This is a genomic window from Paenibacillus sp. FSL H7-0737, from assembly GCF_000758545.1.
Taxonomy (GTDB): Bacteria; Bacillota; Bacilli; order Paenibacillales; family Paenibacillaceae; genus Paenibacillus_AQ.
In genome coordinates, this window is the sequence record NZ_CP009279.1 from 2,256,496 (window position 1) to 2,279,297 (window position 22,802).

Consider the following 22,802-nt stretch of genomic DNA (forward strand, 5'->3'; position numbering starts at 1 on the left):
ACCACCTTCGTAGAAGATATCTACTTAGGGGTAGCTTTTGTCACATAGATGAATGAGTGAAGAGGGCTTGTGTGTGGGAGAAGTTATTCCTCGTAGGTTTTGTTCAGAGAGCTAACTAGCTCTGGGAGCCAGTTCTTTAGATTGAGAAACTTGTATCCCGCCGACCGGGCTTTTGTCGTATCCATAAACCAGGATTGTTCAATTCCGAAGGGTGACATATGCTCGTCTGCGGTTTGCTTCTGGATGATGGCGTGTTTCTCTGTTTCTTCTTCAATCATTGTGAGAATATCCTTAATTCTAACCGTACCGTCTGAGCAAGCGTTGAACGGTCCTGTCATAGTAGAGCTACAGCCTAGCCAATATAGGAAATCAGCAGCTTCATCCGAACGGATAAAGGAGATATGTGCTTCGGGATTCGGTATACCAATCGGCAACTCATTACGGACATGCTCAATATGAAAATGAAGTCTTCGCGTATAATCATCTATGCCCAGCACAATTGGAAAGCGAACCGCAGCGACTGGAAAGGTAGCCTGCTGCATGAAGACGGCTTCCGCCAGTCTTTTTCCCTCTTGATAGGTGAAATCATTTCGCCCTCCGTGGCGGATAGGGTAAGTTTCAGGATCGAAAATGTCCTCGGTCAGCGCTTCTTCGCTGAAATCATAGACGGATAAACTTGAGGTGAGGATATACCGTTTCGTTTTACCATCAAAAATCCGGCGTGCCTGATCCGCTTCGTCCGGTGAATAACAAATATTATCGAACACAACATCCCATAGTGTATCTCCTACCGCCTGAGCGAGCTCGTTTGCTTGGAAACGGTCCGCATGGATCCGGTGAACGTGATCTCCAAAGGAATCGCTAGTCTCCCCGCGTGTAAGTATTGTTACGTCGTTTACGGAATCTTGTAGCAATCGTTCAACTAACCTTTTTCCAAAAAAGCGCGTGCCGCCTAACATAAGAATTTTCCTCATAAAATATCACTCCTAACTAACATTAAAGTTTATTTATAAGTCTAATTAAAGGTTTCCGTAGAAAGCAGGGGAATTGTACCTTAAAGAGTGATGAGTGGTGATGAATGAAGCATAAAGATATGTGAGGAGATTTCATTAGTGTGATTGTACTTTGTGCAATAGAATTTAAACTATATAGGACATAATTTGATTCTATTGCACTTTATACAATCAAAAGATGAGAAATCGACTTAAAAGTCACTTTTATTAAGAATCTATTGCAGATAGTGCAGTAGATTCGTTTTTTAGCGTTGATTTCATGGATTCTGTTGCACATTTTGCAACGTCACTAGCTCAAAGCTAAAACATCACCCAACTATACAACTCATCAAACTGACCTAACTCACAAAACATACCTATCTCATCAAACTCACACTTTTCAAAACTAATATTTGTTCGGTTATAACGTAACGTAATGTGCTTCATTTAGCTAAGCTTACTCCAGTATTACGAAATAGCGTCACGAAAGACTAAGCCACCATCCGCATTCCTGGCTCGGAATAGTTCCAGCCCATAGAGCTGAATCCGCCAGATTGGAAAGGTTGAACGATTTGGAAGCTCTGGAAGTTTTGGCTGGACACGGCCATTACAGTGTCTTGACTTTCATCTGCAAGGACAAGCTCAATCAACTCCGCGATTTGTCCTTGTTCATAGGCGGATGCAAGACGATTCAAGGCAATCTGTAATTCCGTATCCTGCAGTATGGAAGGACCGTCAGATTGAAGAAGCTCTTGTCTGACTGCAGGAAGGGCTTGCCGAGCTCGATGCAGAGCGGCTTTAACCGCTCCTTCCGTGGTTTCGAGGATTTCGGCAGCTTCGATACCGGAGTGCTCGAATACATCGCGGAGCAGGAAGACCGCTTGCTGAAGCGGGGACAGATGCTTTTGTAAGGCTTGAAAAGCAGCCTCAATCTCAAATAAGCCGTTACCTGCGGCTTCCTCTGTCCGCGAATGATCCATTTCCAGCACCCGTGATAACGTCGCTTTTCGCCGCATAATATCTATCCAGGTATTTCTGGCAATCCGCAGGAGCAGTGCTTCGGGATTGGGGTGATTCGTTAGCGTTGTACGATTTGTACTACTAGTAAGATCTGAATTTTTCAGTTGACCTGTATTGTTCATTTTGCTTGTATCGTTCAGTTGACCAGTATCGTTCATTTGGTTGTGTTCATTCATTTCCTTCGAATGTTTGGAAGTCCTCATATAGCCCAGTGCTTTGACCCACGTATCCTGAGCCAAATCTTCGGCTTCCCACGGGGATTGTGTCAGTGCAAGGCAATACCGCTTCAGGGCCATTTGCAAAGACGTGGTATGATTCTCATCCGGTTCATGGACGGCGCTAAGCTTCTCAAGGCTGATCACTCTGCATAACCCCTTTTCCGGTAAAGTGCTTTCGGTTACTTCTAATAATAAACGAATGAGCTCCAAATTAAGATACGCAATAATAAAAATAATATTTTGCCCGCTTAACGTATCCTATCCATAGACTAATCCGTTTACAGGGTAGATTTCAAATAAAATAAACGGATGGAGGTCGCATACGCATGGCGTACATTCCTTATGTCATTGAACAAACGAATCAAGGGGAAAGATCCTACGATATTTATTCGCGGCTCTTAAAGGACCGAATTGTGTTTGTAGGGGCGGAGATTGAGGATCAATTAGCGAATAGTGTTGTTGCCCAATTGCTGTTCTTATCAGCTGAGGATCCAGATAAAGATATACACATGTATATCAATAGTCCAGGGGGCTCCGTAACAGCGGGATTAAGTATTTATGACACAATGCAGCTCATTAAACCGCAAGTAAATACGATCTGCACAGGTATGGCGGCTTCCTTTGGTTCACTTCTATTGTTAGCTGGGGCTAAAGGTAAACGTTATGCGCTGCCGAATAGTGAGATTATGATTCACCAGCCACATGGTGGTGCGCAGGGGCAGGCCAGTGATATTGCGATTAGAGCCAAACGTATTTTGAAGCTACGGGAAGTGCTTGTCCAGATTACAGCGGACCGAACCGGACAGACGGTGGAGAAGGTACAACAAGACATGGATCGGGATTATTTCATGTCAGCCGAGGAAGCAGTGGAGTACGGGATTATCGACAAAGTTATCACAAATCTGTAAGTCGAAGGAGTGAAGTGAATGATGCTGGAAGCTTTGCAGGGCAAAGAGGTAACCATTTATTTTGTAGATGGCTCTAACGCTAGAAAAGGCATTTTGGAAACGGTAACTGAGAAGTTTATTAAATATCGGACAGAATTTGAGGAGCTTTATATTCCCATGACTTCCGTCTGTTCCATCACACTAGATACTAAAGGACGGGAACGCGCCCGTGTAGGATTTACACAATAACCATTATCAGATTTAAAAATAGGGTTAGGGAAGCTTTCCCTAACCCGTACTTTCACGAATCGCCAAATAATGAGCTACATTTGCATGATGCTGAATACCAGTCTCCCCTTTAATCAGCTTGATTAAAGTTCGGGTAGCAGTCATTCCAATCTCCGTTCCAGAGTATTCCACCGAGGACAGCTTGGGACGAACGACAGAAGCGATAAAGCTATTATCGAATCCGAACACCGCAACATCCTCTGGCACCCGAATACCGTTATCGATCAGAAAATTCATCGCCCCTACAGCTATCCAATCTGTGGAGCAAAAAACCGCAGTAGGTAGCTCCCCGCTATCCTTAATCCGGTGCATAGCGTCACTTCCATCTTCTACGGCCATTCCACTTTCTACTACCCATTCTTCTCTTAAGGTAATGCCTGCATCCAAAAGCGCTTGTTGATAGCCGCGATATCGATCGCCACCCACTGCATTATCTCCAGATACCCGGATCATGCCGATACTTCTATGTCCTTTTTGAATCAGATAAGTAACGGCTTCATAGGAGGCGGTAACATTATCCAGATGGACAGAAGGGATCGAATCAATCTGAGATTGTTCTCCAACTAACACGCAAGGTGACCCGGATTTCTGGATAATCTCCAAATGCTCTTTACTCGGAACCGAGCCTACATATATATAACCCTCAGTCCCCATATGGTGAAATAAGTTCAAATAATGAAGTTCACTATTAACACTTCCGTCTGTTAACCCGACCAAAACATCATAACCATATAGCTCGGCGAGATCACGTATGCCAATATTGAAATCATCAAGCACGGTATTACTGTTCTGCGGAATAATGACACCAATCAGAGGTGTATCCGATTTACCTGCATCTGAACCGATGACATTAGGACGGTAATTCATTTGTTTCATGGCTTCCAATACACGCTTACGAACTTCCTCGTTTACCGGTTTGCTGTTATTGACAACCCTTGATACGGTAGCTATTGAAACGTCAGCCATTTTGGCTATATCTTTAATTTTTACCTTCAAGAATATCACCATAACTTTCCAATCTTGTATTCGTTCTAGAATATATCGCAAGCATATCACGGATAGCTTCAAGAATCCAAAAGATTGTTATTGACCAGGAAAATAAAAGATCCTATAATGATCGCATAGGAAAATAATTTCCTTGAATAAACCCTAAATAGATAGTTTTTTAGTCGATAGTCTTAAGTTTTTTTATGAAAATCACTAATTCGTGAATTAAATAGGAAAATATTTTCCTGAGAGGGTATATGAATACGAAGGAGCTGCATACATTGAACAGAACATGGTGGAAAGAAGCCACAGCGTATCAAATTTACCCACGGAGCTTTATGGACAGCAATGGCGATGGTGTTGGAGATCTGCAGGGAGTCATCTCAAAACTTGATTATTTACAGGACCTTGGCATCAATGTCATTTGGATTTGTCCTATTTATAAATCCCCGAACGATGATAATGGATATGATATTTCAGATTACCAGGATATTATGGCGGAGTTCGGCAGTATGGCCGATTTCGATCAGCTATTAAGCGAGGTTCATGCACGGGGCATGAAGCTGATTCTGGATCTTGTCATTAACCATACTTCAGACGAACACCCTTGGTTTGTTGAAGCGCGTTCAAGCAAGGAGAATGCTAAACGTGATTATTATATTTGGAGAGATCCTAAGGACGGAAAGGAACCGAATAACTGGGAGAGTATTTTCAGCGGTTCGATCTGGGAGTTTGACCCTGCTACAGAGCAATATTTCATGCATGTATTCTCCAAAAGACAGCCTGACCTCAACTGGGAGAATCCTGAAGTACGTCAGGAATTATACGGTATGGTTAATTGGTGGCTGGATAAAGGGATCGACGGCTTCCGAGTGGATGCTATTTCACATATCAAGAAAATCCCAGGTCTTCCTGATCTGCCAAATCCAGATAATCTTCCGTTCGTTTCGTCCGGCGCGGGTCATATGAATCGGGAAGGAATTCACGATTTTCTTCAGGAGCTGAAACAGGAAACATTTGATCGTTATGACATTATGACCGTTGGTGAAGCGAGTGGTGTTAGTGTCGATCAAGCGGAAATGTGGGTAGGCGAGGAGCAGGGCAAATTCAATATGATTTTTCAATTCGAGCATTTAGCTCTTTGGAATAAGAGTGTTACGGGTGGCTTGGATGTTCTGCAGCTGAAATCAGCACTTTCCCGCTGGCAAAAAGGTCTTGAGGGTAGAGGCTGGAATGCATTATTTATCGAGAATCATGACCAACCACGTTCAGTTTCCACTTGGGGAAATGATGGCGAGTATTGGAAGACATCGGCCAAATCGCTGGCTACAATGTATTTCCTAATGCAAGGAACACCGTTTATTTATCAAGGTCAAGAAATTGGGATGACTAATGTACGATTTGATTCCATGGATGATTATGATGATGTGGCGATGAAGAACCTGTATCGTTTAGAGACAGAAGCCGGAAAATCACATGAAGAAGTCATGGAGGTTATCTGGAAGAACGGTCGGGACAATTCTAGAACGCCAATGCAATGGGATGACTCTGAGAACGCTGGTTTCAGTAGCGGCAAGCCTTGGATGAAGGTCAATCCTAATTTCACGGAGATCAATGTGGAGCGTGCGAAGCAGGACCCTGATTCCATCTATCATCATTATAAAAAGCTAATCGCACTTCGGGCCGCTAATCCTATTACCGTTTATGGAACCTATGATTTGATCCTGCCTGAAGATGAACGAATCTACGCTTATACTCGTACACTTGGCAATGAGAAATTGCTGGTCATGTCAAACCTGACTTCAGAGGAAGCGCTGTTCGACCTTCCGTTTGATTTGGAATTTGACTCCAGTGAGTTGCTGTTGAATAACTATGAAGTTGACCCTGCCGAGAAGATCGAGACAGTGGCATTACGCCCTTACGAATCTCGTGTGTATATGCTGGTTAACGCACCTGTAGAGCAAGAGGCAATTCGTGAGAGTGTGCCTGCAACAACGGTTTAATTATTTTAATAAACGCAAGAATGCCCCTCGGCCAATGGCTGAAGGGCATTCTTTTTATTAAATATCAATTATTTACTCTGTTCGCCATCATCCGTAGAAGATAAATCCGGCCGTTGCAGAATATAACTATTAGACATATTCAGGAGCCGCTGAACGGCATCAAATTGCGCTTGTGTTGAGCCGCCCTCAGTTTCAGAGCCGTCGATTAGGTTATAGTTATTTCCATCATCGTAATCAACACCAGTCAAGTACAAGCTTGTGTCATTAATAAAAGAACCAGTAGGAAGAAAATGTCTAACAGGTAGCAGATTGGTCTGTTGATTCATCAGATCTTCTCCGAAGTGGAGCTGGTCCTTCATAGAAATCCCTAACAGATTAGCTACGGTTGGTAAGATGTCAATCTGACCGCCAGTTTGGGTATACACAGTAGGTTGGTCTATGCCCGGGGCATGAACTATGAAAGGAACGTTGAACATATCGGTATATCCATACTCGTGTCCGACCATTTCCTCCATTAATGATTTCTCATTGCCGTCAAGGGAATACAGGGATACACCTTGATGATCTCCGTAGAAGACAATCACGCTATCGTCCCATAACCCGCTGGACTTCAGTTCGTCTAGAAATTGTCCCATGGCGTAATCCGCATAATTTTGGGCTAAAATATAGTCGCCGACTAAGGTCCCTTCGTACCGTTTAGGCAACGTCATTTTAAATTTAGATTCTGGCATTTTATAAGGGTGATGAGCGCTCATAGAAATGACCATCGCGTAAAAAGGATCGTCTTCCGCATCCATTTTGACTAATTCAGGAACGGTCTTGGCATACAGCACCTCATCGGAAGATCCAAATGCGATATGATCATCATCTCCATAGAATGACTGATCGTAGTATTTATCAAAGCCTAGCACCTTGTATAAGGTTTTGCGGTTCCAGAATTCTACGCTATTGGTGTGAAAGGTGGCCGTGTTATATCCATTAGCTTTCATCAGCTTAGGCAGACTTGGAAGTTCCTTAGTCATATAGTTGGACGAAGTGGCTACTTCGTGATGAGGAACATATAGAGAGGTGTTCACTACAAACTCAGCATCCGATGTTGTTCCTTGCCCCGCATTTGTATAGAAGTTATTGAAATAATGTTCGCTTGAAATAAGTTTATTTAGATTGGGAGTTACTTCCTGTCCGTCAATGCTTAAGCCGAGCAGGAAATTCTGAAAAGATTCCATTTGCACTACAATGAGATTTTTACCTTGAGCCGCTGCCCAATACTTTGGTGAGACTGGCTCCGTAATTCCCTTTGTAGCGTCCACAGACTGCTGCGTAATTTCTTTGCTGTCGATCATTTCTTTCTTTTCTGTGGTGTCGGCAAAAATGGTATATACCTCGTAATTGAGAATCCCCATACGCTCTGCCTTTTTGTTCTCGTTCATACTGGCATGATTCGGCCAAATATTAAAGACACAGATCGCAAGTGAAACACTGATGATCCCAAGCAAGGCAGTTCGGTTCATACGCCGGTTCATGCCTCTATCTTTCCAGATCGCAATATATTTGGGACGGAACATGAAGAACATGAAGACTACAATATCCACAAAAATGAACAAATAGTATGGATCCAGCAAGGAGTATGTGCTTTCTCCGACCTTGGTTACCTTATCTGCCTGTTGCAAAGCATGGTAAGTAGCAATTACGCCGTAATATTTGTAATACATCAGGACGGCAAAATAAATCACTGAAATTAATAAGTTCGCAATCATGTAATACAGAAACTTCCGTTTGGAAGCCATCCATTCAATGAGTCCAAAGACGATAAAGAAGAACGGGATCTCTGTGAGCAGCATGCTCCAATTAGGGCCGTCACTAAATACTACGAACCAGGCCACTGCGCATTTTAAGAGCAGGATAAAGCTAAAAATTAGAAAGGGCTTGTTTTTTATTTGAAAATCTTTTTTCACTCGTAATCATCCTCTCTGGTGCAAAACAAACTAAAATCCTGCATAACTCTGTATGTTGTGGGAATCCGTTGCAATATGCCGATGCTTATTATGCTCTTGAAGTTTTAGTGTGTCAAAAGACGGACGAGAGACCTAGAGCGCAGCAACAAGCGATTTATGCCATATAAACAGTTAAAATCAGCTTCAATCCTAAACTACAGATTAAAGCGTATAAATTGATTTAAAAAATTACAGTTCCTCGCAACTTTACATAATATTCCACAGTCTATATAAGAAGATTGAATACAGTGGGGGTCTCTATTGTTGCAGATCAACAGTTTGACCCTACCGATTCTAAAAGGAGTGATCTTAAGTGGGAAGACAAATTTCAAGCATTAAAATTCAGATAAGACGAATAGGTATTGTAGTTGTTGGGGCAGCTATTATCCTAGCTACAGCCTCACCATTAATAGTAAAAGCGGACAGTGTTGTAAATTTCCCGGATGAAAAGAAGTTATTGTCTGGCATCACAGGGCTGGATGCGGGGGATAGGAGCGCTTATGCCATCACTGCGGATGGAACAGCCTGGGCTTGGGGGGGGGGATACGGTTCTATTGGTAATGGGGCAACCACGCCAGCGTATACTCCAGTCAAAATGCGCATCGATCATGTTAAGCAAGTTTCAGGTGGCTACCGTCATAATTTGATGTTGAAAGACGATGGAACAGTGTGGGCAGTAGGGGGGAACGAACATGGACAACTTGGCACTGGAGCGCAGTCCTCGACAGTCCTTGTAGAGCCGGTTCAAGTGAAGGGGCTAACGGATGTGATTTCTGTTTCAGCAGGAGACACACATAGCTTAGCGCTTCGAAAAGACGGAACGGTATGGGCGTGGGGAGGCAATGAGCAAGGAGAACTCGGTGATAATTCGGGGAAAAACGGGCTAACACCGGTGCAGGTGAAAGGACTACCCTCCATTTTAGCTATAGCTGCAGGATCGAATAATTCAGTGGCACTTGGGAACGGCGGAGAGGTGTGGGTATGGGGCTCATCTAAAACTAGAGGCATTAAAAAGGATGCGGTTCTAAAGCCTACCCTACTTAAAGGCGGCGGGGAGTACAGAGCTGTTGATACTGATGGGTGGAGTGGAGTAGCTTTGAGATGGGATGGTACCGTTTGGTTATGGAATAATTACACAGATATGAATCCGGGTGGAACTTTACAGCCGATTCAGATTCCAGGACTCACTGATGTCGTATCGATGACAACGGACTCTGCAGTAAAAGCCGATGGGACCGTATGGCAGTGGACAGTTGGCGATAAGAATAAGATGAATGTTAAGCAGATTAGTGGTATTCAAAATGCAGTTTCGATTACCAGCGGGAACAGAAATCATTATGTGCTCTTAAAAGACGGTCATGTTCTTGCATGGGGAACGAATGAATTTGGACAGACTGGGTTGGGGGTTAGAGATTTTATGATTGACACGCCTCAGCCCGTGAAGAAATCGATAGAGGTCCTGTTGAACAATAGTAAAATGGATCTGACCATGCCTCCTTTACTGCTCAACAATTCTACTTACGTTCCTTTAAGAGGAATATTTCAGCAAATGGGAGTGGATGTACGTTGGGACGTTCCATCGAGATCAGTTATTGCCGTGAAGGAATCTACCTCTACTACGCTGATCTTAAATTCGGTTAATGGACAAACGACAGTGAATGGAAAAGTGATAGCCACAGATCAAAAGCCAGTCTTTATTAATGATAGTGTATATGTACCTTTAAGACTGGTGAGTGAAATGTTAGGCGCTAAGGTAGAATGGGATGCCGAAGCTTATGCTGTTCAAATTCATTCAAACCAATAAAAAACAGCTCGAAATTCTTAATCATGATGCTGATGAATATTGGATCAATGGGACAACGTATAATAACCCCAACTATCATTCAATTAGGGTCTTGAAACGGATGGGCATAGGAACAACGGTAATATTGGGACAAAAACGGGTAAGAGTATACATTACGGCCTCTTTATATTCATTGCAGTGCTGTTGATCGGAACTGGTGAATGGCCGTTCAGGATGCCGCTAAACCGAACGTCTTAAGGCGGAATTGAAAGGATGGTGAGGTTTCTCATTGAACTTAAAATAAAACGTATGAAGTAGCCCCCTATTGTGATAGAATAATCTAGTTGTCCTAGTTTCCGGAAATTTACTCCATTCCAGCGATTTTCATTAGATATATAGGTGGATAATCGAGGAAATATGAGCATTCAAGAGTATTAACAAGAATCCTTGAAGATTTTACACAATAAACATCATTTTTTGTCGGTTTTTATTGATTTATTCAAAAATATTATGTATAATCAGCCTTGTTGATTTTGCAAATGGAATTTTAGGAGGTTTTTATTTTGGGAAAAGCGTTAATTATTGGCGCTGGCGGTGTTTCCAGTGTTGTTGTTCACAAATGCTGCCAGAACCCGGATGTATTTGAAGAGATCTGCATAGCTAGCAGAACTGTCGCGAAATGTGACGCTCTGAAAGATAAATTAGCCGGAGGCCGCACGAAGATTTCTACTGCTCAGGTCGATGCAGATAATACGGACGAAGTCATTGAACTGATCAAGAGCTTTGAGCCGGATGTCGTTATTAATGTCGCTCTCCCATATCAGGACCTGACAATCATGGATGCGTGCCTGGCAACAGGAGTGCATTATGTGGATACTGCCAATTATGAACCACAAGATACAGCGAAATTTGAATACTCTTGGCAGTGGGCTTACAAAGAAAGATTCGAAAAAGCAGGCCTTACCGCGTTGCTTGGTAGTGGATTTGATCCAGGTGTAACGGGCGTGTTCACAGCTTACGCTCAAAAGCACTATTTTGATGAGATTCATACCATTGATATTGTAGACGCCAATGCTGGTGATCACGGATATCCATTTGCAACAAACTTTAATCCTGAAATCAATATTCGTGAAATTACAGCCAATGGCCGCTATTTCGAGAATGGCGAGTGGATTGAAACTGCACCGCTTTCCGAGAAAAAAGTATACGATCTTCCGGAAATTGGACCAAAAGATATTTATCTTTTGTATCATGAAGAATTAGAGTCTTTGGCCGTTAACATCAAGGGTGTAAAGAAGATCCGTTTCTGGATGACCTTCTCGCAGAATTACCTGACTCACTTGAAAGTGCTTGAGAATGTGGGCATGACTTCTATCGAGCCTATCATGTATGAAGGAAAAGAGATCGTTCCTCTGCAATTCTTGAAGGCTATTTTACCGGACCCAGCTTCTTTGGGACCAAGAACAAAAGGCAAAACGAACATTGGATGTATCATCCAAGGAACTAAAGACGGAAAGCCAAAAACTTATTATGTATACAATGTTTGCGATCATGAAGAGTGCTATGCAGAGGTTGGCTCCCAAGCCATTTCCTACACTACAGGCGTTCCTGCAATGATCGGAGCGATGTTAATTATAAAAGGTATCTGGAAGAAGCCGGGCGTATTCAACGTTGAAGAGTTCGATCCAGATCCATTCATGGAAGCTTTAAATAAACATGGTCTGCCTTGGCAAGAAGATTTCTCGCCAACGCTGTTAGACTAAGGCGCGATAATGGATATAGATATCAGCGCGGTCCCGTCACCATGTTACCTTGTAGATGAAAGATTGCTTACACGTAATCTTGAGATTATGAATTCTGTACAGGAACGCACTGGAGCAAAGATTTTGCTCGCGCAAAAAGGCTTCTCCATGCATTCCTTGTATCCGTTAGTTGGGAAGTACTTGCATGGTGTAACCTCAAGCTCCTTGTTCGAAGCCAGACTTGGCTATGAAAAGATGGGCAAAGAGGTTCATGTGTACGCACCAGCTTATATAGATAGTGAGTTTGATGAGCTCCTTGGATACTCCGATCACATTGTGTTCAATTCTTTTGACCAGTGGAATCGATTCAAGGATCGCGTTAAGAATGCACCGAAACACATCAGCTGCGGCATTCGAGTGAATCCGGAATATTCCGAGATCGAAGTTCCGCTGTATGATCCGTGCTACAATTATTCCAGAATGGGAGTAACTCTCCCTAACTTCAGACCGGAAGAGCTTGAGGGCATTGATGGACTACACTTCCATACCATGTGCGAACAGAATTCGGATACACTTGAGCGTACGCTCAAGGTAGTCGAAGAGAAGTTCGGACCTTATCTCAAAGGAATGAAATGGCTTAATTTCGGTGGCGGTCATCATATTACACGCCCTGATTATGATCTGGAGACCCTGGTGAAGTGTATTCTACACATGAAAGAGACTTACGGTGTGGAAATCTATCTGGAGCCGGGAGAGGCAGTAGCTCTCAATACCGGATATCTGGTAGCTACCGTTCTTGATGTGATGCATAACGGGATGGACATTGCGATTCTCGATACCTCAGCAGAGTGCCACATGCCGGACGTACTGGCTATGCCGTACCGTCCGAACATTATCGATGCTGGACAACCTGGGGAATTTCCTTATACGTACAGATTAGGTGGAATGACTTGCCTTGCGGGAGATGTTATCGGAGATTATTCCTTCAAGGAGCCTTTGAAATACGGCGACAGACTCGTATTCCTTGATATGGCCCATTATTCCATGGTGAAGAATCATATGTTTAACGGTGTGAATCTGCCTTCTATTGTTAGTTACAATGAAGAAGAGGGAATCAAAGTAATCAAACAGTTCGCTTTCGAAGATTTCAGCGAACGTTTATCTTAAGATTAATAAAAAGGTGTCCCGTGATGGGACACCTTTTTTTGATTACTCCTTATTGCATCGTGATGGCGATGCGCTCCTCCTGTGGGAGCCACTCAACCTTTGCTCCGAGTTGCTCACTTATAAAGCGAAGTGGCAGATACATCGAACCGTTTACGATGAAGGGTAGTGTAGGAAGATTTACGGTTTTATTGTTCACCATTGTCGCTCCAGTTACACCGTTAATACTAATGGCGAGAGCCGGTTTATCTGTAGCGGTTCGTGTGATCATAATTTGTTTATCTATTGTTTTCGCAGCTGTAATGTTCTCTTTATAGGTAATTGTGGCTCCTAATTTTTCGAACAGCGATCGAAGTGGGACGAAATTTTGTCCGTTTCGAGTAATAACTCCATTTGAGAGTGGGATAGATTCTCCGTTTAAGGAGATCGAAATAGGCTTTTGCACTGAAACGGGCCCGGCATGGCTGAATTCATAGTCGCCATAGCCCAGCTGTGCGTCCTTATTGACGCCCCAGCCCCAGAGTGAGCCGTCTTTCTTTTGCATGATGAGATGTCGTCCGCCTTTCTTTAGGCTACTTACTTCTTTCTCGAGAAGTGTAAATTTTGAATCTGCTGGCATCATTTCGTTTTCAATAGAAGTTTGATAGACGTTTCCTTCCCCGGTTAATGCAACAATAGAGCGCTCTACGATGTAAGCATCAACTACATTCTTGATCCCTTTTAGAAGAATCGGTGGTTGTTCATGATAGGTTGTTCCGTCTGAGGAACCTGTAATGGTAGCGCCCCAGAACCATAATTGAGAGGACCCATCAATGGCTAATAGGCTGTTCTGATTTCCTTTTAAACTTTTAATATTACTGATTCCCTTGAGAGGGGTCGCAGATAGATCTATTGAAGCTCCCTGGTTCTTGTAATAATCTTGGACTGGCCAACTCCATATGGAGCCGTCCTTCTTAAGTGCAAGATTGTTTTTGATTTGAATAATATCCGTTAAATTCTGGATGGTTTCGAAGCTTTCGAAGTCATCGCGTGTAGTAGAAACAGTTCCATCTTTCTTTAAGAACACGTAACGTGTCCAGCTCTTATGAAGATCAGACTCATAGTAACCGCCCACAGCAGCCACGTTATCGACGCCGGAAACCGGTGTGAACGCGGAGGTAGTGAGTCCATCGGATGAAAGGGGGGCGCTTAGAATTGTGCCGTCTCCTTTAAGGGCTATCGTTCTATTTCCCGTCATGAATATATCGACCAGATTGTCTAGCTCTTGAACGGGGGTCACTTTAACAGCTTCAGAATATGCCGATGTTCTCCATTGCCAGACCGAAAGGTCTTTCTTCATTACATATTGGGAACCAAAGTATGCTTGTACCTCATTCAGGTCATGGATTTGCGTAGGGACGGAGCGATTACCGCCCCATACCCAGAAGGAACCATCTGTTTTGGTCAGATAATCCGCGCCATACGAAGTGAGGTTGGATGTCGTGGTTGTGTTCTCTGCAGCTGCAGCTGCGCTTACGTTACAGGCGAGGCTTAATACTAGAAGAGCACTAACCATGCTGATCCATTTTTTTTTCATAGGAATACCTCTCTTTTTCTTATTAGATAAATTTGATATGTTCACGATATAATCCATTATCTTACATTTAGACGCTAGAACTACTGGAAAAGTTTCTTCATATTTACCCGCTCACAAGAAAGGTCTCATGTGATACAATAATTTAGTCTGTTTTAAATAAAGAAAGTATAAGTTTCACACTATACTTTATCCTTATATTTCTCGCATACACACTTACCGTCCTTATAAAGACGCCGAAGGCGTTTATGCTTGATTAGCTATTGAAAGGTTCGTATCTGAGGAGGAAGTCAGCGTCAATGAGACATGCACCGTTTATTGCAGTGGAAGGCCCAATCGGGGCTGGAAAAACAACATTAGCGTCTATGCTAGCAGAGGAGTTAAATTTACCGATCATTAAAGAGATTGTCGATGAGAATCCGTTTCTAGCTAAATTTTATGAGAACATGGACGATTGGAGCTTTCAACTGGAGATGTTTTTTCTCTGTAATCGGTATAAACAGCTTGAAGATACCGTTACACAATACATAGATAAAGGGATCCCGGTCATTTCGGATTACCATATTTATAAGAACCTGATCTTTGGAGAACGAACGCTGAATGGAACGAAACGTGAAAAGTATCGGCAAATTTATCATGTGCTTACGGATGACCTGCCAAAGCCAAATATTATCCTCTATATTAAGGCCAATTTAGATACGTTATTAACCAGAATTGAAAAACGTGGGCGGCCCTTTGAAGAGGGGATGGATACTGCGTATTTGGAGCAATTAATTAAAGATTATGATGACGCGATGGCCGCTCTTGCCATTCAGGAGCCTTCGACCGTTATTATTACCATTGATGGAAATGCAGTCGATTTCGTGGAGAATCCAGAACACTTCACTGAAATTGTCTCTTATATAAAGGAGCTAATGAAATGAATTCATATCATATCCCGGAAAATGCCATAATTACCGTGGCTGGAACTGTCGGGGTGGGGAAATCCACTTTAACAGGCGCCTTGGCCAAAAGACTTAATTTTCAAACCTCGTTAGAGCAGGTCGATCACAATCCTTATCTCGAAAAGTTCTATCATGATTTTGAGAGATGGAGCTTTCACTTGCAAATCTATTTTCTTGCTGAACGTTTCAAAGAGCAAAAAAAGATGTTCGAACTCGGCGGTGGTTTTGTTCAGGACCGTTCCATCTATGAAGATACCGGTATTTTTGCGAAAATGCATGCAGATCAAGGTACGATGTCCAAAACAGACTATGAAACCTACACCAGCTTGTATGAAGCTATGGTTATGACGCCGTACTTCCCGCACCCTGATGTGCTGATTTATATTGAAGGCAGCCTGCCTTCCATCCTGACCCGAATTAATGAACGTGGCCGCGAGATGGAAATTCAAACGGATGTTTCCTACTGGGAGCATATGCATGGCAGATATTCGAAATGGATCAATGAGTTTACAGCTTGCCCAGTGCTTCGTTTGAACATTGATGATTATGATGTAAATGATGAGACTTCGATGTCTGATATTCTTGTGAAGGTGGGCAATGCGATCCGTAAGCCTGCTGATAAAATATAATAATTAATGGTTAGAAGCCCCCAGGATTTGGGGGCTGTTTTTTATGAAATCAGAAAGCGAATTAAGCGATATAAACTGAGTTTGAGGGATGATTTATAAAAATAAAAAAAGACCCAAATCATAGATATGGGTCTAATAGGGAAGTGTCAGTTGTCCTAGTAATAAAATACGAAAAGCAATCCAAGTTGGTGTGGACATTGTAGTGTGCTCAAGGGCGGCACCCTATAATTATAGCCCTTTTTTCTGGATATAGATTCCAGTCTAGTGAAAACTAGTTATTGGTCCATGACTAAAATTAATAAGATGCGTACACTGAACTATCTTTATAGGGAGGTGTACGTATTGAGTTGTCCAGACGATAAAAAATGTCATAAGAAAAAAATCGCCACTGTATTTCCTTCGAAAAGAAAAAGAAAAGAACATCGTCGAAAAGTTATTAAGAAGATTGTACAAGTCACATGTCCTCCGCCCGAAGTAAATGTTACCACTCCAACAGTCGTTGGTGCTACAGGACCTCAAGGAGCACAAGGAATCCAAGGAGTACAAGGGGCCCAAGGAGTACCAGGACCCCAAGGAGCACGAGGAATCCAAGGAGCAGAAGGACCTCAAGGTCCCGCCGGTGGGCCCCCAGGACCCCAAGGACCGCAAGGTCAACCTGGACCAGCGGGAGCAATAGGTCCACAGGGTGTAGCGGGACCCGTTGGTCCTCAGGGTGCGCAAGGAGTGCCGGGTGCACAAGGTGCCGTAGGTCCTCAGGGACCGCAAGGTTTACCTGGTCCTGCAGGAGCAATAGGACCACAAGGTTTTGTGGGAGCAACCGGATCGACTGGAGCGGCTGGAGCACCTGGGGTACCGGGGGCAGCGGGAGCAACCGGAGCACCAGGAGCACCAGGAGCACCAGGAGCAGCAGGAGCACCGGGAGCCGCGGGAGCGACAGGGGCAACTGGAGCGGCAGGAGCGCCAGGGGTAGCGGGAGCAACCGGAGCAGCAGGAGCAGCGGGAGCGACAGGAGCAACTGGAGCAGCAGGAGCGCCGGGAGCCGCGGGAGCGACAGGAGCAACTGGAGCGGCAGGAGCGCCGGGAGCCGCGGGAGCAACCGGAGCAACCGGGGCACCAGGAGCGGCCGGAGCAGCAGGAGCAACCGGGGCACCAGGAGCAGCAGGAGCAGCAGGAGCAACCGGAGCAACCGGGGCACCAGGAGCGGCCGGAGCAACCGGTGCGACAGGAGTCGCAGGAGCAACCGGATCGACCGGAGCAGCAGGAGGAGTATTAGGTTTTGCTGATTTTTTTGCCCTGATGCCCCCTGATAATGCAGCAACTGTAGCACCGGGCACAGACGTGAGTTTTCCTCAAAATGGCCCTACCAGCGGGACGACGATTGCACGAACGGGCCCTAGTTCTTTTAATTTAGCGGCAATAGGGACTTATCAGGTGTTGTTTCAGGTTAGTGTAACCGAAGCAGGCCAACTCATCTTGACTCTTAATGGCGCAGATCTGGCCTATACGGTAGTTGGACGTGCGACAGGTACATCAGAAATCGTAGAAATGGCTATAGTGCAAACAACGGTCATTAACACCATACTGACAGTTCGGAATCCTGCTGGCAATTCCACCGCACTTACTATTACTCCTCTTGCTGGAGGAACAAGATCTGTTTCAGCTCATCTCGTTATTACACAATTAGCATAGCGAAATCTCCTACGTATAGATAATTTGGAAGTTTGCCGCCTCTAATCAGGTGGCTTTTCTTATGGCATTTGCTGGAATTTCCATTTGACTTCAATTCAGAGTTGACGCAAAATAAGAGGGAGATGATGTAAATTTGAATTTTTCGGGGAGAATTGTACATGAATAATAAATCAGGTCGTCATTCCTTCCGAGAGCGACTGGATCATATGGTGGGTAAGATTCGTACGGATATCCTAAGTGGAGTGCTACAGCCAGGTGCTTATCTGCCAGCAGAGAGTATGCTAGCCAAGCAGTTTGAGTTAAGCAATAAATCGGTCAGAAGAGGGCTGGATGTGTTAGTCCAAGAAGGCCTTATCGTCAAAATCGACCGTGTCGGAAGCAAGGTTATGGAGTCCGTGCAGGAGAGAATTCGTATTCATTTTGGCTGCAGTGCCTCGCTGTCCAAGGACTTTCTGCTGGATGATCTAATTGGTGAATTTCATCGACTGCATCCCGGTATTCATATTCTTCCGCTGGCGCTAAATGATTTTGACCATGTGAATTCTGCCGTAGAGATGATCAATAATGGGATGCTTGATGCCGTATCGCTGAATAGCACGCAATTTCAGGAAATGGCTGAAAATGGCTCGGCTGAGCTGCTGGAATCGCTTGATCCTGATCCTGAATTATATCCAATCGCGACAGAAGCTTTCTATCATGAAGAACAGTTGTATGCTTATCCGATTTCCTTCTCCCCCGTGGTGCTGTGCTACAACAAGGCGCATTTTCGGGAAGCAGATCTTCCTGAGCCGGATAGCTATTGGACCTGGGATGACTTGATTGAGGCGGCTCGTCAGTTGGCAGAGAAACGTGGACGCCATGCTATTTATTTTGTGCCTGCTTCCGAGAACCGTTATTCTGTATTCCTGCTGCAGAGCGGGATTCAAACCGTGGTAGACGGGACCGAACACCGTACACTTAGTCCGGAGACGGCAAATAGTCTCAGTGTGTATAGCCGTCTCGTGAACAACCATCAGATTTTCCCTAAATATCTTGCTGGCAATCATGAGGATGAGACGATTTCTTTGTTTGTCCAAGAACAAGTTTCTATGATTCTGACGACCTTTTTTAATTTAAATGAATTCAAGGCCTTAACGCTGGACTATGATCTTGCTCCGTTACCTAGGCTGAAAACAAAAGATCCGCAGAAGACATTACTGGTCACGATCGGAGCGGCTGTGGTCGGGAATTCACGACAAAAGGAAGCGGCTCGTCAATTCGTTAACTTCCTTGCTTCCGTAGAAGCGCAGAAAATTATTCGGGAACGCACAGTAAGTATTCCAGCTCGAAAGCGGATCGCTGAGATGAGTACGGCGGATCATTTGAATCGTCCTTCGAGATATCTGATGTACAGAGAGCTATTTCCAACTTTCTCCTACCTTAAAGATTTAGGACTTCCTATAGCCGTTCTAAAAAGCTTTCGTAAATTGTTGAACGCTTATTGGTCAAAGATGATTGATGAGGAAACGCTTCATGAGGAATTGAGTCTCTTAATCTCGGAACAGGATGCTGCCGATCAGAAGGTTTAAAAGGTGTTTTTCTGCGAAGGCTGTTCTCTTTAGAATATCAGTAAAGCGTGATAATGGTGCTGGTGGGCCATTATCACGCATTTTTTTAAATAAAAGCAAGCAGAAGTTGTATATGGTGCCTAATCTGTATGAGATGAGAGATGGTTTATTTAAAGTGGTTAAATACGAGTGATTTTGTAAGCGTTTTCTATTAAATTTGAGGGATTTCAACATTTTGCGACAGGTACATGTTATATAAGATTACACTTATTAGAGATATTTCTTATTATTATATTGACATCATGTAGGCTGGAAAATATAATGAAATACATCAGATATATATCAGATTAGCGAAATAAGAGATCTGATACTCTGGAATGTAAATCAAAAAGAAGTCAGAACAGATGTTTTCCTCTAATTAAAGTAGAAAAAAGGCAGTTGAAAGGAGGATATCCCCTATAAAAGGTAATTTTCAGAGTGATTACTCATTTAAAAATTTATTAATGTATCTTTGATTCCTTCTGATTGATGTTAGTGAATATATCATAATGATTATCTTATTTTTTAGTTATTAATAGGGGGTTGAATTATGAATGTTGCTAAAAGGAAATTAGTTCTGCTGCTGCCTGTCCTGTTGTCATTAGTTACACTCGTATCTGCTTGCGGCGGTTCGAATACTAAGACTGGAAATACCGCAGATCCTACTGCGGAAGTTCAGAAGGCTACGCAAGCTCCCGCTAAGGAAGGTAAAACAGTAGGTGGTCTGCAGCTCCCGATTGTTTCAGATAAGCTTGAACTGTCACTTTGGTCACCCAGCGGCGGCAATTTCAGAGGAACTAATTTTAATGAGAAATTATCCTTTCAGCAAATGGAAGAGAACACTAACATTCATATTGACTTTCAGCATAGTACGGAAGCCAGTGCGGAAGCCTTTAGCCTATTGATGTCATCTGGTAAGCTGCCGGACATTATCTACAATGATCTCTGGGGCACGGATTCCGGAAAATATGGTACACAAGGCGCGCTGCTTCCTCTGGAAGATTTAATTGAGAAAAACGCGCCAAACTTCAAGAAAATCCTCGACGACAACCCGGATATCCGGGGACAAATTACTTCGCCTGAAGGCCACATTTTTTACCTGCCTAATCTCGTTCTTGATTCACAGGATCTCACTCAAATGTTCCCGCAAGTACGGAAAGACTGGATCGATAAGCTGGGTCTGTCTATGCCGGAAACTACCGAAGATTGGTATAACATGCTCAAGGCTTTTAGGGAGCAGGATGCTAACGGAAACGGCAAGAAGGATGAAATTCCACTAGTCACAGTCAACTTGGAAAATATCATGATGTTATTCGCGCCTGCCTTTGGCGTCGATTACGGATTCTTCGTGGATAATGGCCAAGTAAAATATGGCCCGAATGATCCTAAATTCAAGGATGTCGTAACCTATCTGCACCGTCTTTACGATGAACAATTGCTTGACCCGAACTATCTGGTAGATACCACATTCCAGACGCTGACTGAGAAGGTGACTACCGATGTGGCAGGGGCATGGTTTGGCTGGTCTGGCTCCTACATGGGGAACTTTACTACCCTAATGGAGGGCAAACATCCAACCTTCAAAATTGCACCAGCCATTCCACCTAAAGGACCGAACGGTGATCAACGTCATGTCTCCTTCCGCTGGCAAGCAGCAGCACACGGATTAGCGGTTTCCTCGCGGACGGAACATCCTGAGGAAGTGATGAAATGGCTGGATTATCAATACTCAGAAGAAGGCATTCTGCTGAACAACTTTGGGGTTGAAGGCAAGTCATATGATCTGGTAAACGGAGAACCGATTTATAAGAAAGAAGTAACTCATCCGACCAATGGCCTCACGAATACGCAAGAGCTGCTGAACCATACGATCGGGGGCGGAAGCTGGGCTACGGTAGCGGATACCAGATATGCTGAACAAATTCGAGAAGCTAACGGGCAAACGGAGAATCCGCTCGAGTTATATAGTGACTATATCGATTTTGATAGCAAGTTGCCTCCAGTCCAATTCACAACAGAGGAAAACGATGTAGTGGTTCCTTTAATGGCCGATATTCAGACCTATGTAGCCGAAACAATCAATGCCATGATCATGGGGCGCCAAAAGATTGAGGACTATGACAAAGTAATGAAGCAACTTGAGAAGATGGGAATTAACGATGTGTTAAAAGAGTATCAGGTTGCATACGAGCGATTTAAAGGGAAATGATTCAGCTTGTGAGGAGGTTGTCGTGGGCCGAGCGGTTCAGAGAGTGCTTTGTGACCGCTCGCCACATGACAGCTATGACTAACGCCAGTGTCCGGGAGAGGAGAACTATATGGCTGTACCTGTAAAAGTCGCTAAAGTTGAAAGCAGGAAGCTTCCGGTCAAGAGGAGTCCGATTCCCTGGAAGCGGATAGCCTCCAATCGCTATCTTTATCTCATGCTCCTTCCTACGGTTTTGTATTTTCTGATTTTTGAATACAAGCCGATGTATGGGGCGATCATTGCCTTTAAGAATTTCAACCCCTACTTAGGGATCACGGATAGTCCTTGGGTGGGCTTCAAGAATTTCGAGAAGTTTTTCGAAAGCTATTATTTTCTCAGACTGCTTAAAAATACCTTCTTAATGAGTTTCTACTCACTCATCTTCATTTTTCCTGCTTCACTTGCTTTTGCACTGCTGCTCAATGAGCTGCGGCTCAAGAAGCTGAAGTCCTTTCTGCAGACCGTGTCTTATTTGCCGCATTTTATTTCGCTGATCGTTATCTGCGGGATGATTATTGATTTCACCAAGCCCGGAGGCATTATTAACAGCCTGTTGCTTGGCATCGGCCTGATCTCGGAGCCTATTCAGTTCCTGATTCTGCCGGAATGGTTTCGAACGATCTATGTAGGTTCTGGCATGTGGCAGAGCCTGGGCTGGAACTCAATTATCTACTTAGCAGCGTTATCTGGCATCAATCCGAGCCTGTACGAGGCTGCAGTTGTAGATGGAGCAGGGCGATGGAAGCAGCTAACGAATATAACGCTGCCTGGGATTTTGCCTACGGTGTTAATCCTCTTGATTCTGAATGTGGGTACCCTGCTGAATGTGGGCTGGGACAAAATTATATTGCTTTACAATCCTGGAACGTACGTCACTGCGGATGTTATTTCAACATTTGTTTATAGACGAGGTGTGATGGAAGCGAATTACAGTTTTTCTGCCGCGGTAGGATTATTCAATTCCATAATTAACTTCACATTACTCGTTCTAGCCAACCGTATTAGCCGGAAAACAACTGAGAGCAGTCTATGGTGAGCATAGCTTCCGATACGAG

General features: G+C 43.8%; 17 protein-coding genes. 12 read left to right on the forward strand and 5 right to left on the reverse strand.

What is annotated here, in order from left to right:
* Positions 1-83 precede the first annotated feature (83 nt).
* Together H70737_RS09490 and H70737_RS09495 are read right to left on the reverse strand one after the other, a co-directional pair.
* A complete protein-coding gene (locus tag H70737_RS09490) occupies positions 84-974 on the reverse strand; it encodes an NAD-dependent epimerase/dehydratase family protein (RefSeq protein WP_042186690.1) in 891 nt (296 codons plus the stop codon).
* 509 nt (positions 975-1,483) lie between these two features.
* Positions 1,484-2,374 carry an RNA polymerase sigma factor gene (locus H70737_RS09495; protein WP_052404228.1) on the reverse strand — a complete coding sequence of 297 codons (891 nt, stop codon included), beginning with the start codon at positions 2,372-2,374 and terminating at the stop codon, positions 1,484-1,486.
* Positions 2,375-2,556: 182 nt separating this feature from the next.
* On the opposite strand from H70737_RS09495, the gene clpP reads away from it, so the two are divergent.
* Both clpP and H70737_RS09505 read left to right on the forward strand, forming a co-directional pair.
* Positions 2,557-3,138, forward strand: a complete 582-nt coding sequence (gene clpP / locus H70737_RS09500; protein ID WP_042186692.1) for an ATP-dependent Clp endopeptidase proteolytic subunit ClpP — start codon at positions 2,557-2,559, stop codon at positions 3,136-3,138.
* Between the two features lie 18 nt (positions 3,139-3,156).
* The gene (locus H70737_RS09505) at positions 3,157-3,366 is read left to right on the forward strand and encodes a hypothetical protein (RefSeq protein WP_231573413.1); all 210 of its coding nucleotides are present in this window, start codon (positions 3,157-3,159) and stop codon (positions 3,364-3,366) included.
* Positions 3,367-3,405: 39 nt separating this feature from the next.
* On the opposite strand, the gene H70737_RS09510 is transcribed toward H70737_RS09505, so the two are convergent.
* The gene (locus tag H70737_RS09510) at positions 3,406-4,401 is read right to left on the reverse strand and encodes a LacI family DNA-binding transcriptional regulator (protein WP_231573414.1); all 996 of its coding nucleotides are present in this window, start codon (positions 4,399-4,401) and stop codon (positions 3,406-3,408) included.
* Positions 4,402-4,673: 272 nt separating this feature from the next.
* On the opposite strand from H70737_RS09510, the gene H70737_RS09515 reads away from it, so the two are divergent.
* Complete coding sequence (locus H70737_RS09515) at positions 4,674-6,395, forward strand: glycoside hydrolase family 13 protein (protein ID WP_042193580.1); 1,722 nt, start codon at positions 4,674-4,676, stop codon at positions 6,393-6,395.
* A gap of 68 nt (positions 6,396-6,463) precedes the next feature.
* Here the strand turns inward: H70737_RS09515 and H70737_RS09520 are convergent, their stop codons facing one another.
* Complete coding sequence (locus H70737_RS09520; protein WP_042186695.1) at positions 6,464-8,350, reverse strand: LTA synthase family protein; 1,887 nt, start codon at positions 8,348-8,350, stop codon at positions 6,464-6,466.
* 352 nt (positions 8,351-8,702) lie between these two features.
* On the opposite strand from H70737_RS09520, the gene H70737_RS09525 reads away from it, so the two are divergent.
* The 3 genes from H70737_RS09525 to nspC all read left to right on the forward strand — a co-directional run bounded on the left by H70737_RS09525 (position 8,703) and on the right by nspC (position 13,081).
* On the forward strand, positions 8,703-10,193 hold the full coding sequence (locus tag H70737_RS09525) for a stalk domain-containing protein (protein WP_042186697.1): 1,491 nt from the start codon (positions 8,703-8,705) through the stop codon (positions 10,191-10,193).
* Positions 10,194-10,735: 542 nt separating this feature from the next.
* A complete protein-coding gene (locus H70737_RS09530) occupies positions 10,736-11,935 on the forward strand; it encodes a saccharopine dehydrogenase family protein (RefSeq protein WP_042126167.1) in 1,200 nt (399 codons plus the stop codon).
* A gap of 9 nt (positions 11,936-11,944) precedes the next feature.
* On the forward strand, positions 11,945-13,081 hold the full coding sequence (gene nspC / locus H70737_RS09535; RefSeq protein ID WP_042186699.1) for a carboxynorspermidine decarboxylase: 1,137 nt from the start codon (positions 11,945-11,947) through the stop codon (positions 13,079-13,081).
* A gap of 49 nt (positions 13,082-13,130) precedes the next feature.
* Here nspC and H70737_RS09540 read toward each other — a convergent pair whose 3' ends face one another.
* Positions 13,131-14,654: a stalk domain-containing protein gene (locus H70737_RS09540; protein WP_042186701.1), complete on the reverse strand. Its 1,524-nt coding sequence runs from the start codon at positions 14,652-14,654 to the stop codon at positions 13,131-13,133.
* A 296-nt stretch (positions 14,655-14,950) separates the two neighbouring features.
* On the opposite strand from H70737_RS09540, the gene H70737_RS09545 reads away from it, so the two are divergent.
* The 6 genes from H70737_RS09545 to H70737_RS09570 all read left to right on the forward strand — a co-directional run bounded on the left by H70737_RS09545 (position 14,951) and on the right by H70737_RS09570 (position 22,783).
* The gene (locus tag H70737_RS09545; protein ID WP_042186703.1) at positions 14,951-15,574 is read left to right on the forward strand and encodes a deoxynucleoside kinase; all 624 of its coding nucleotides are present in this window, start codon (positions 14,951-14,953) and stop codon (positions 15,572-15,574) included.
* A complete protein-coding gene (locus tag H70737_RS09550; RefSeq protein WP_042186705.1) occupies positions 15,571-16,224 on the forward strand; it encodes a deoxynucleoside kinase in 654 nt (217 codons plus the stop codon). Before H70737_RS09545 ends, H70737_RS09550 begins: the two co-directional genes overlap by 4 nt.
* A gap of 342 nt (positions 16,225-16,566) precedes the next feature.
* The gene (locus H70737_RS30205; RefSeq protein ID WP_231573415.1) at positions 16,567-17,913 is read left to right on the forward strand and encodes a collagen-like protein; all 1,347 of its coding nucleotides are present in this window, start codon (positions 16,567-16,569) and stop codon (positions 17,911-17,913) included.
* A 158-nt stretch (positions 17,914-18,071) separates the two neighbouring features.
* The gene (locus H70737_RS09560) at positions 18,072-19,481 is read left to right on the forward strand and encodes an extracellular solute-binding protein (RefSeq protein WP_042186707.1); all 1,410 of its coding nucleotides are present in this window, start codon (positions 18,072-18,074) and stop codon (positions 19,479-19,481) included.
* Positions 19,482-20,049: 568 nt separating this feature from the next.
* Positions 20,050-21,708 (forward strand): extracellular solute-binding protein, encoded by a 1,659-nt coding sequence (locus H70737_RS09565; protein ID WP_042186709.1) that lies wholly within the window; start codon positions 20,050-20,052, stop codon positions 21,706-21,708.
* Positions 21,709-21,817: 109 nt separating this feature from the next.
* Complete coding sequence (locus H70737_RS09570) at positions 21,818-22,783, forward strand: ABC transporter permease (RefSeq protein WP_081951079.1); 966 nt, start codon at positions 21,818-21,820, stop codon at positions 22,781-22,783.
* Positions 22,784-22,802: the final 19 nt, after the last annotated feature.

Bases quoted from the DNA above. Each gene is read 5' to 3' on its own strand.
- H70737_RS09570 (WP_081951079.1), top strand. From the start codon at position 21,818: ATGGCTGTACCTGTAAAAGTCGCTAAAGTTGAAAGCAGGAAGCTTCCG.
- H70737_RS09505 (WP_231573413.1), top strand. From the start codon at position 3,157: ATGATGCTGGAAGCTTTGCAGGGCAAAGAGGTAACCATTTATTTTGTA.
- H70737_RS09545 (WP_042186703.1), top strand. From the start codon at position 14,951: ATGAGACATGCACCGTTTATTGCAGTGGAAGGCCCAATCGGGGCTGGA.
- H70737_RS09560 (WP_042186707.1), top strand. From the start codon at position 18,072: ATGAATAATAAATCAGGTCGTCATTCCTTCCGAGAGCGACTGGATCAT.
- clpP (WP_042186692.1), top strand. From the start codon at position 2,557: ATGGCGTACATTCCTTATGTCATTGAACAAACGAATCAAGGGGAAAGA.
- H70737_RS09565 (WP_042186709.1), top strand. From the start codon at position 20,050: ATGAATGTTGCTAAAAGGAAATTAGTTCTGCTGCTGCCTGTCCTGTTG.
- nspC (WP_042186699.1), top strand. From the start codon at position 11,945: ATGGATATAGATATCAGCGCGGTCCCGTCACCATGTTACCTTGTAGAT.
- H70737_RS09490 (WP_042186690.1), bottom strand. From the start codon at position 974: ATGAGGAAAATTCTTATGTTAGGCGGCACGCGCTTTTTTGGAAAAAGG.
- H70737_RS09550 (WP_042186705.1), top strand. From the start codon at position 15,571: ATGAATTCATATCATATCCCGGAAAATGCCATAATTACCGTGGCTGGA.
- H70737_RS09540 (WP_042186701.1), bottom strand. From the start codon at position 14,654: ATGAAAAAAAAATGGATCAGCATGGTTAGTGCTCTTCTAGTATTAAGC.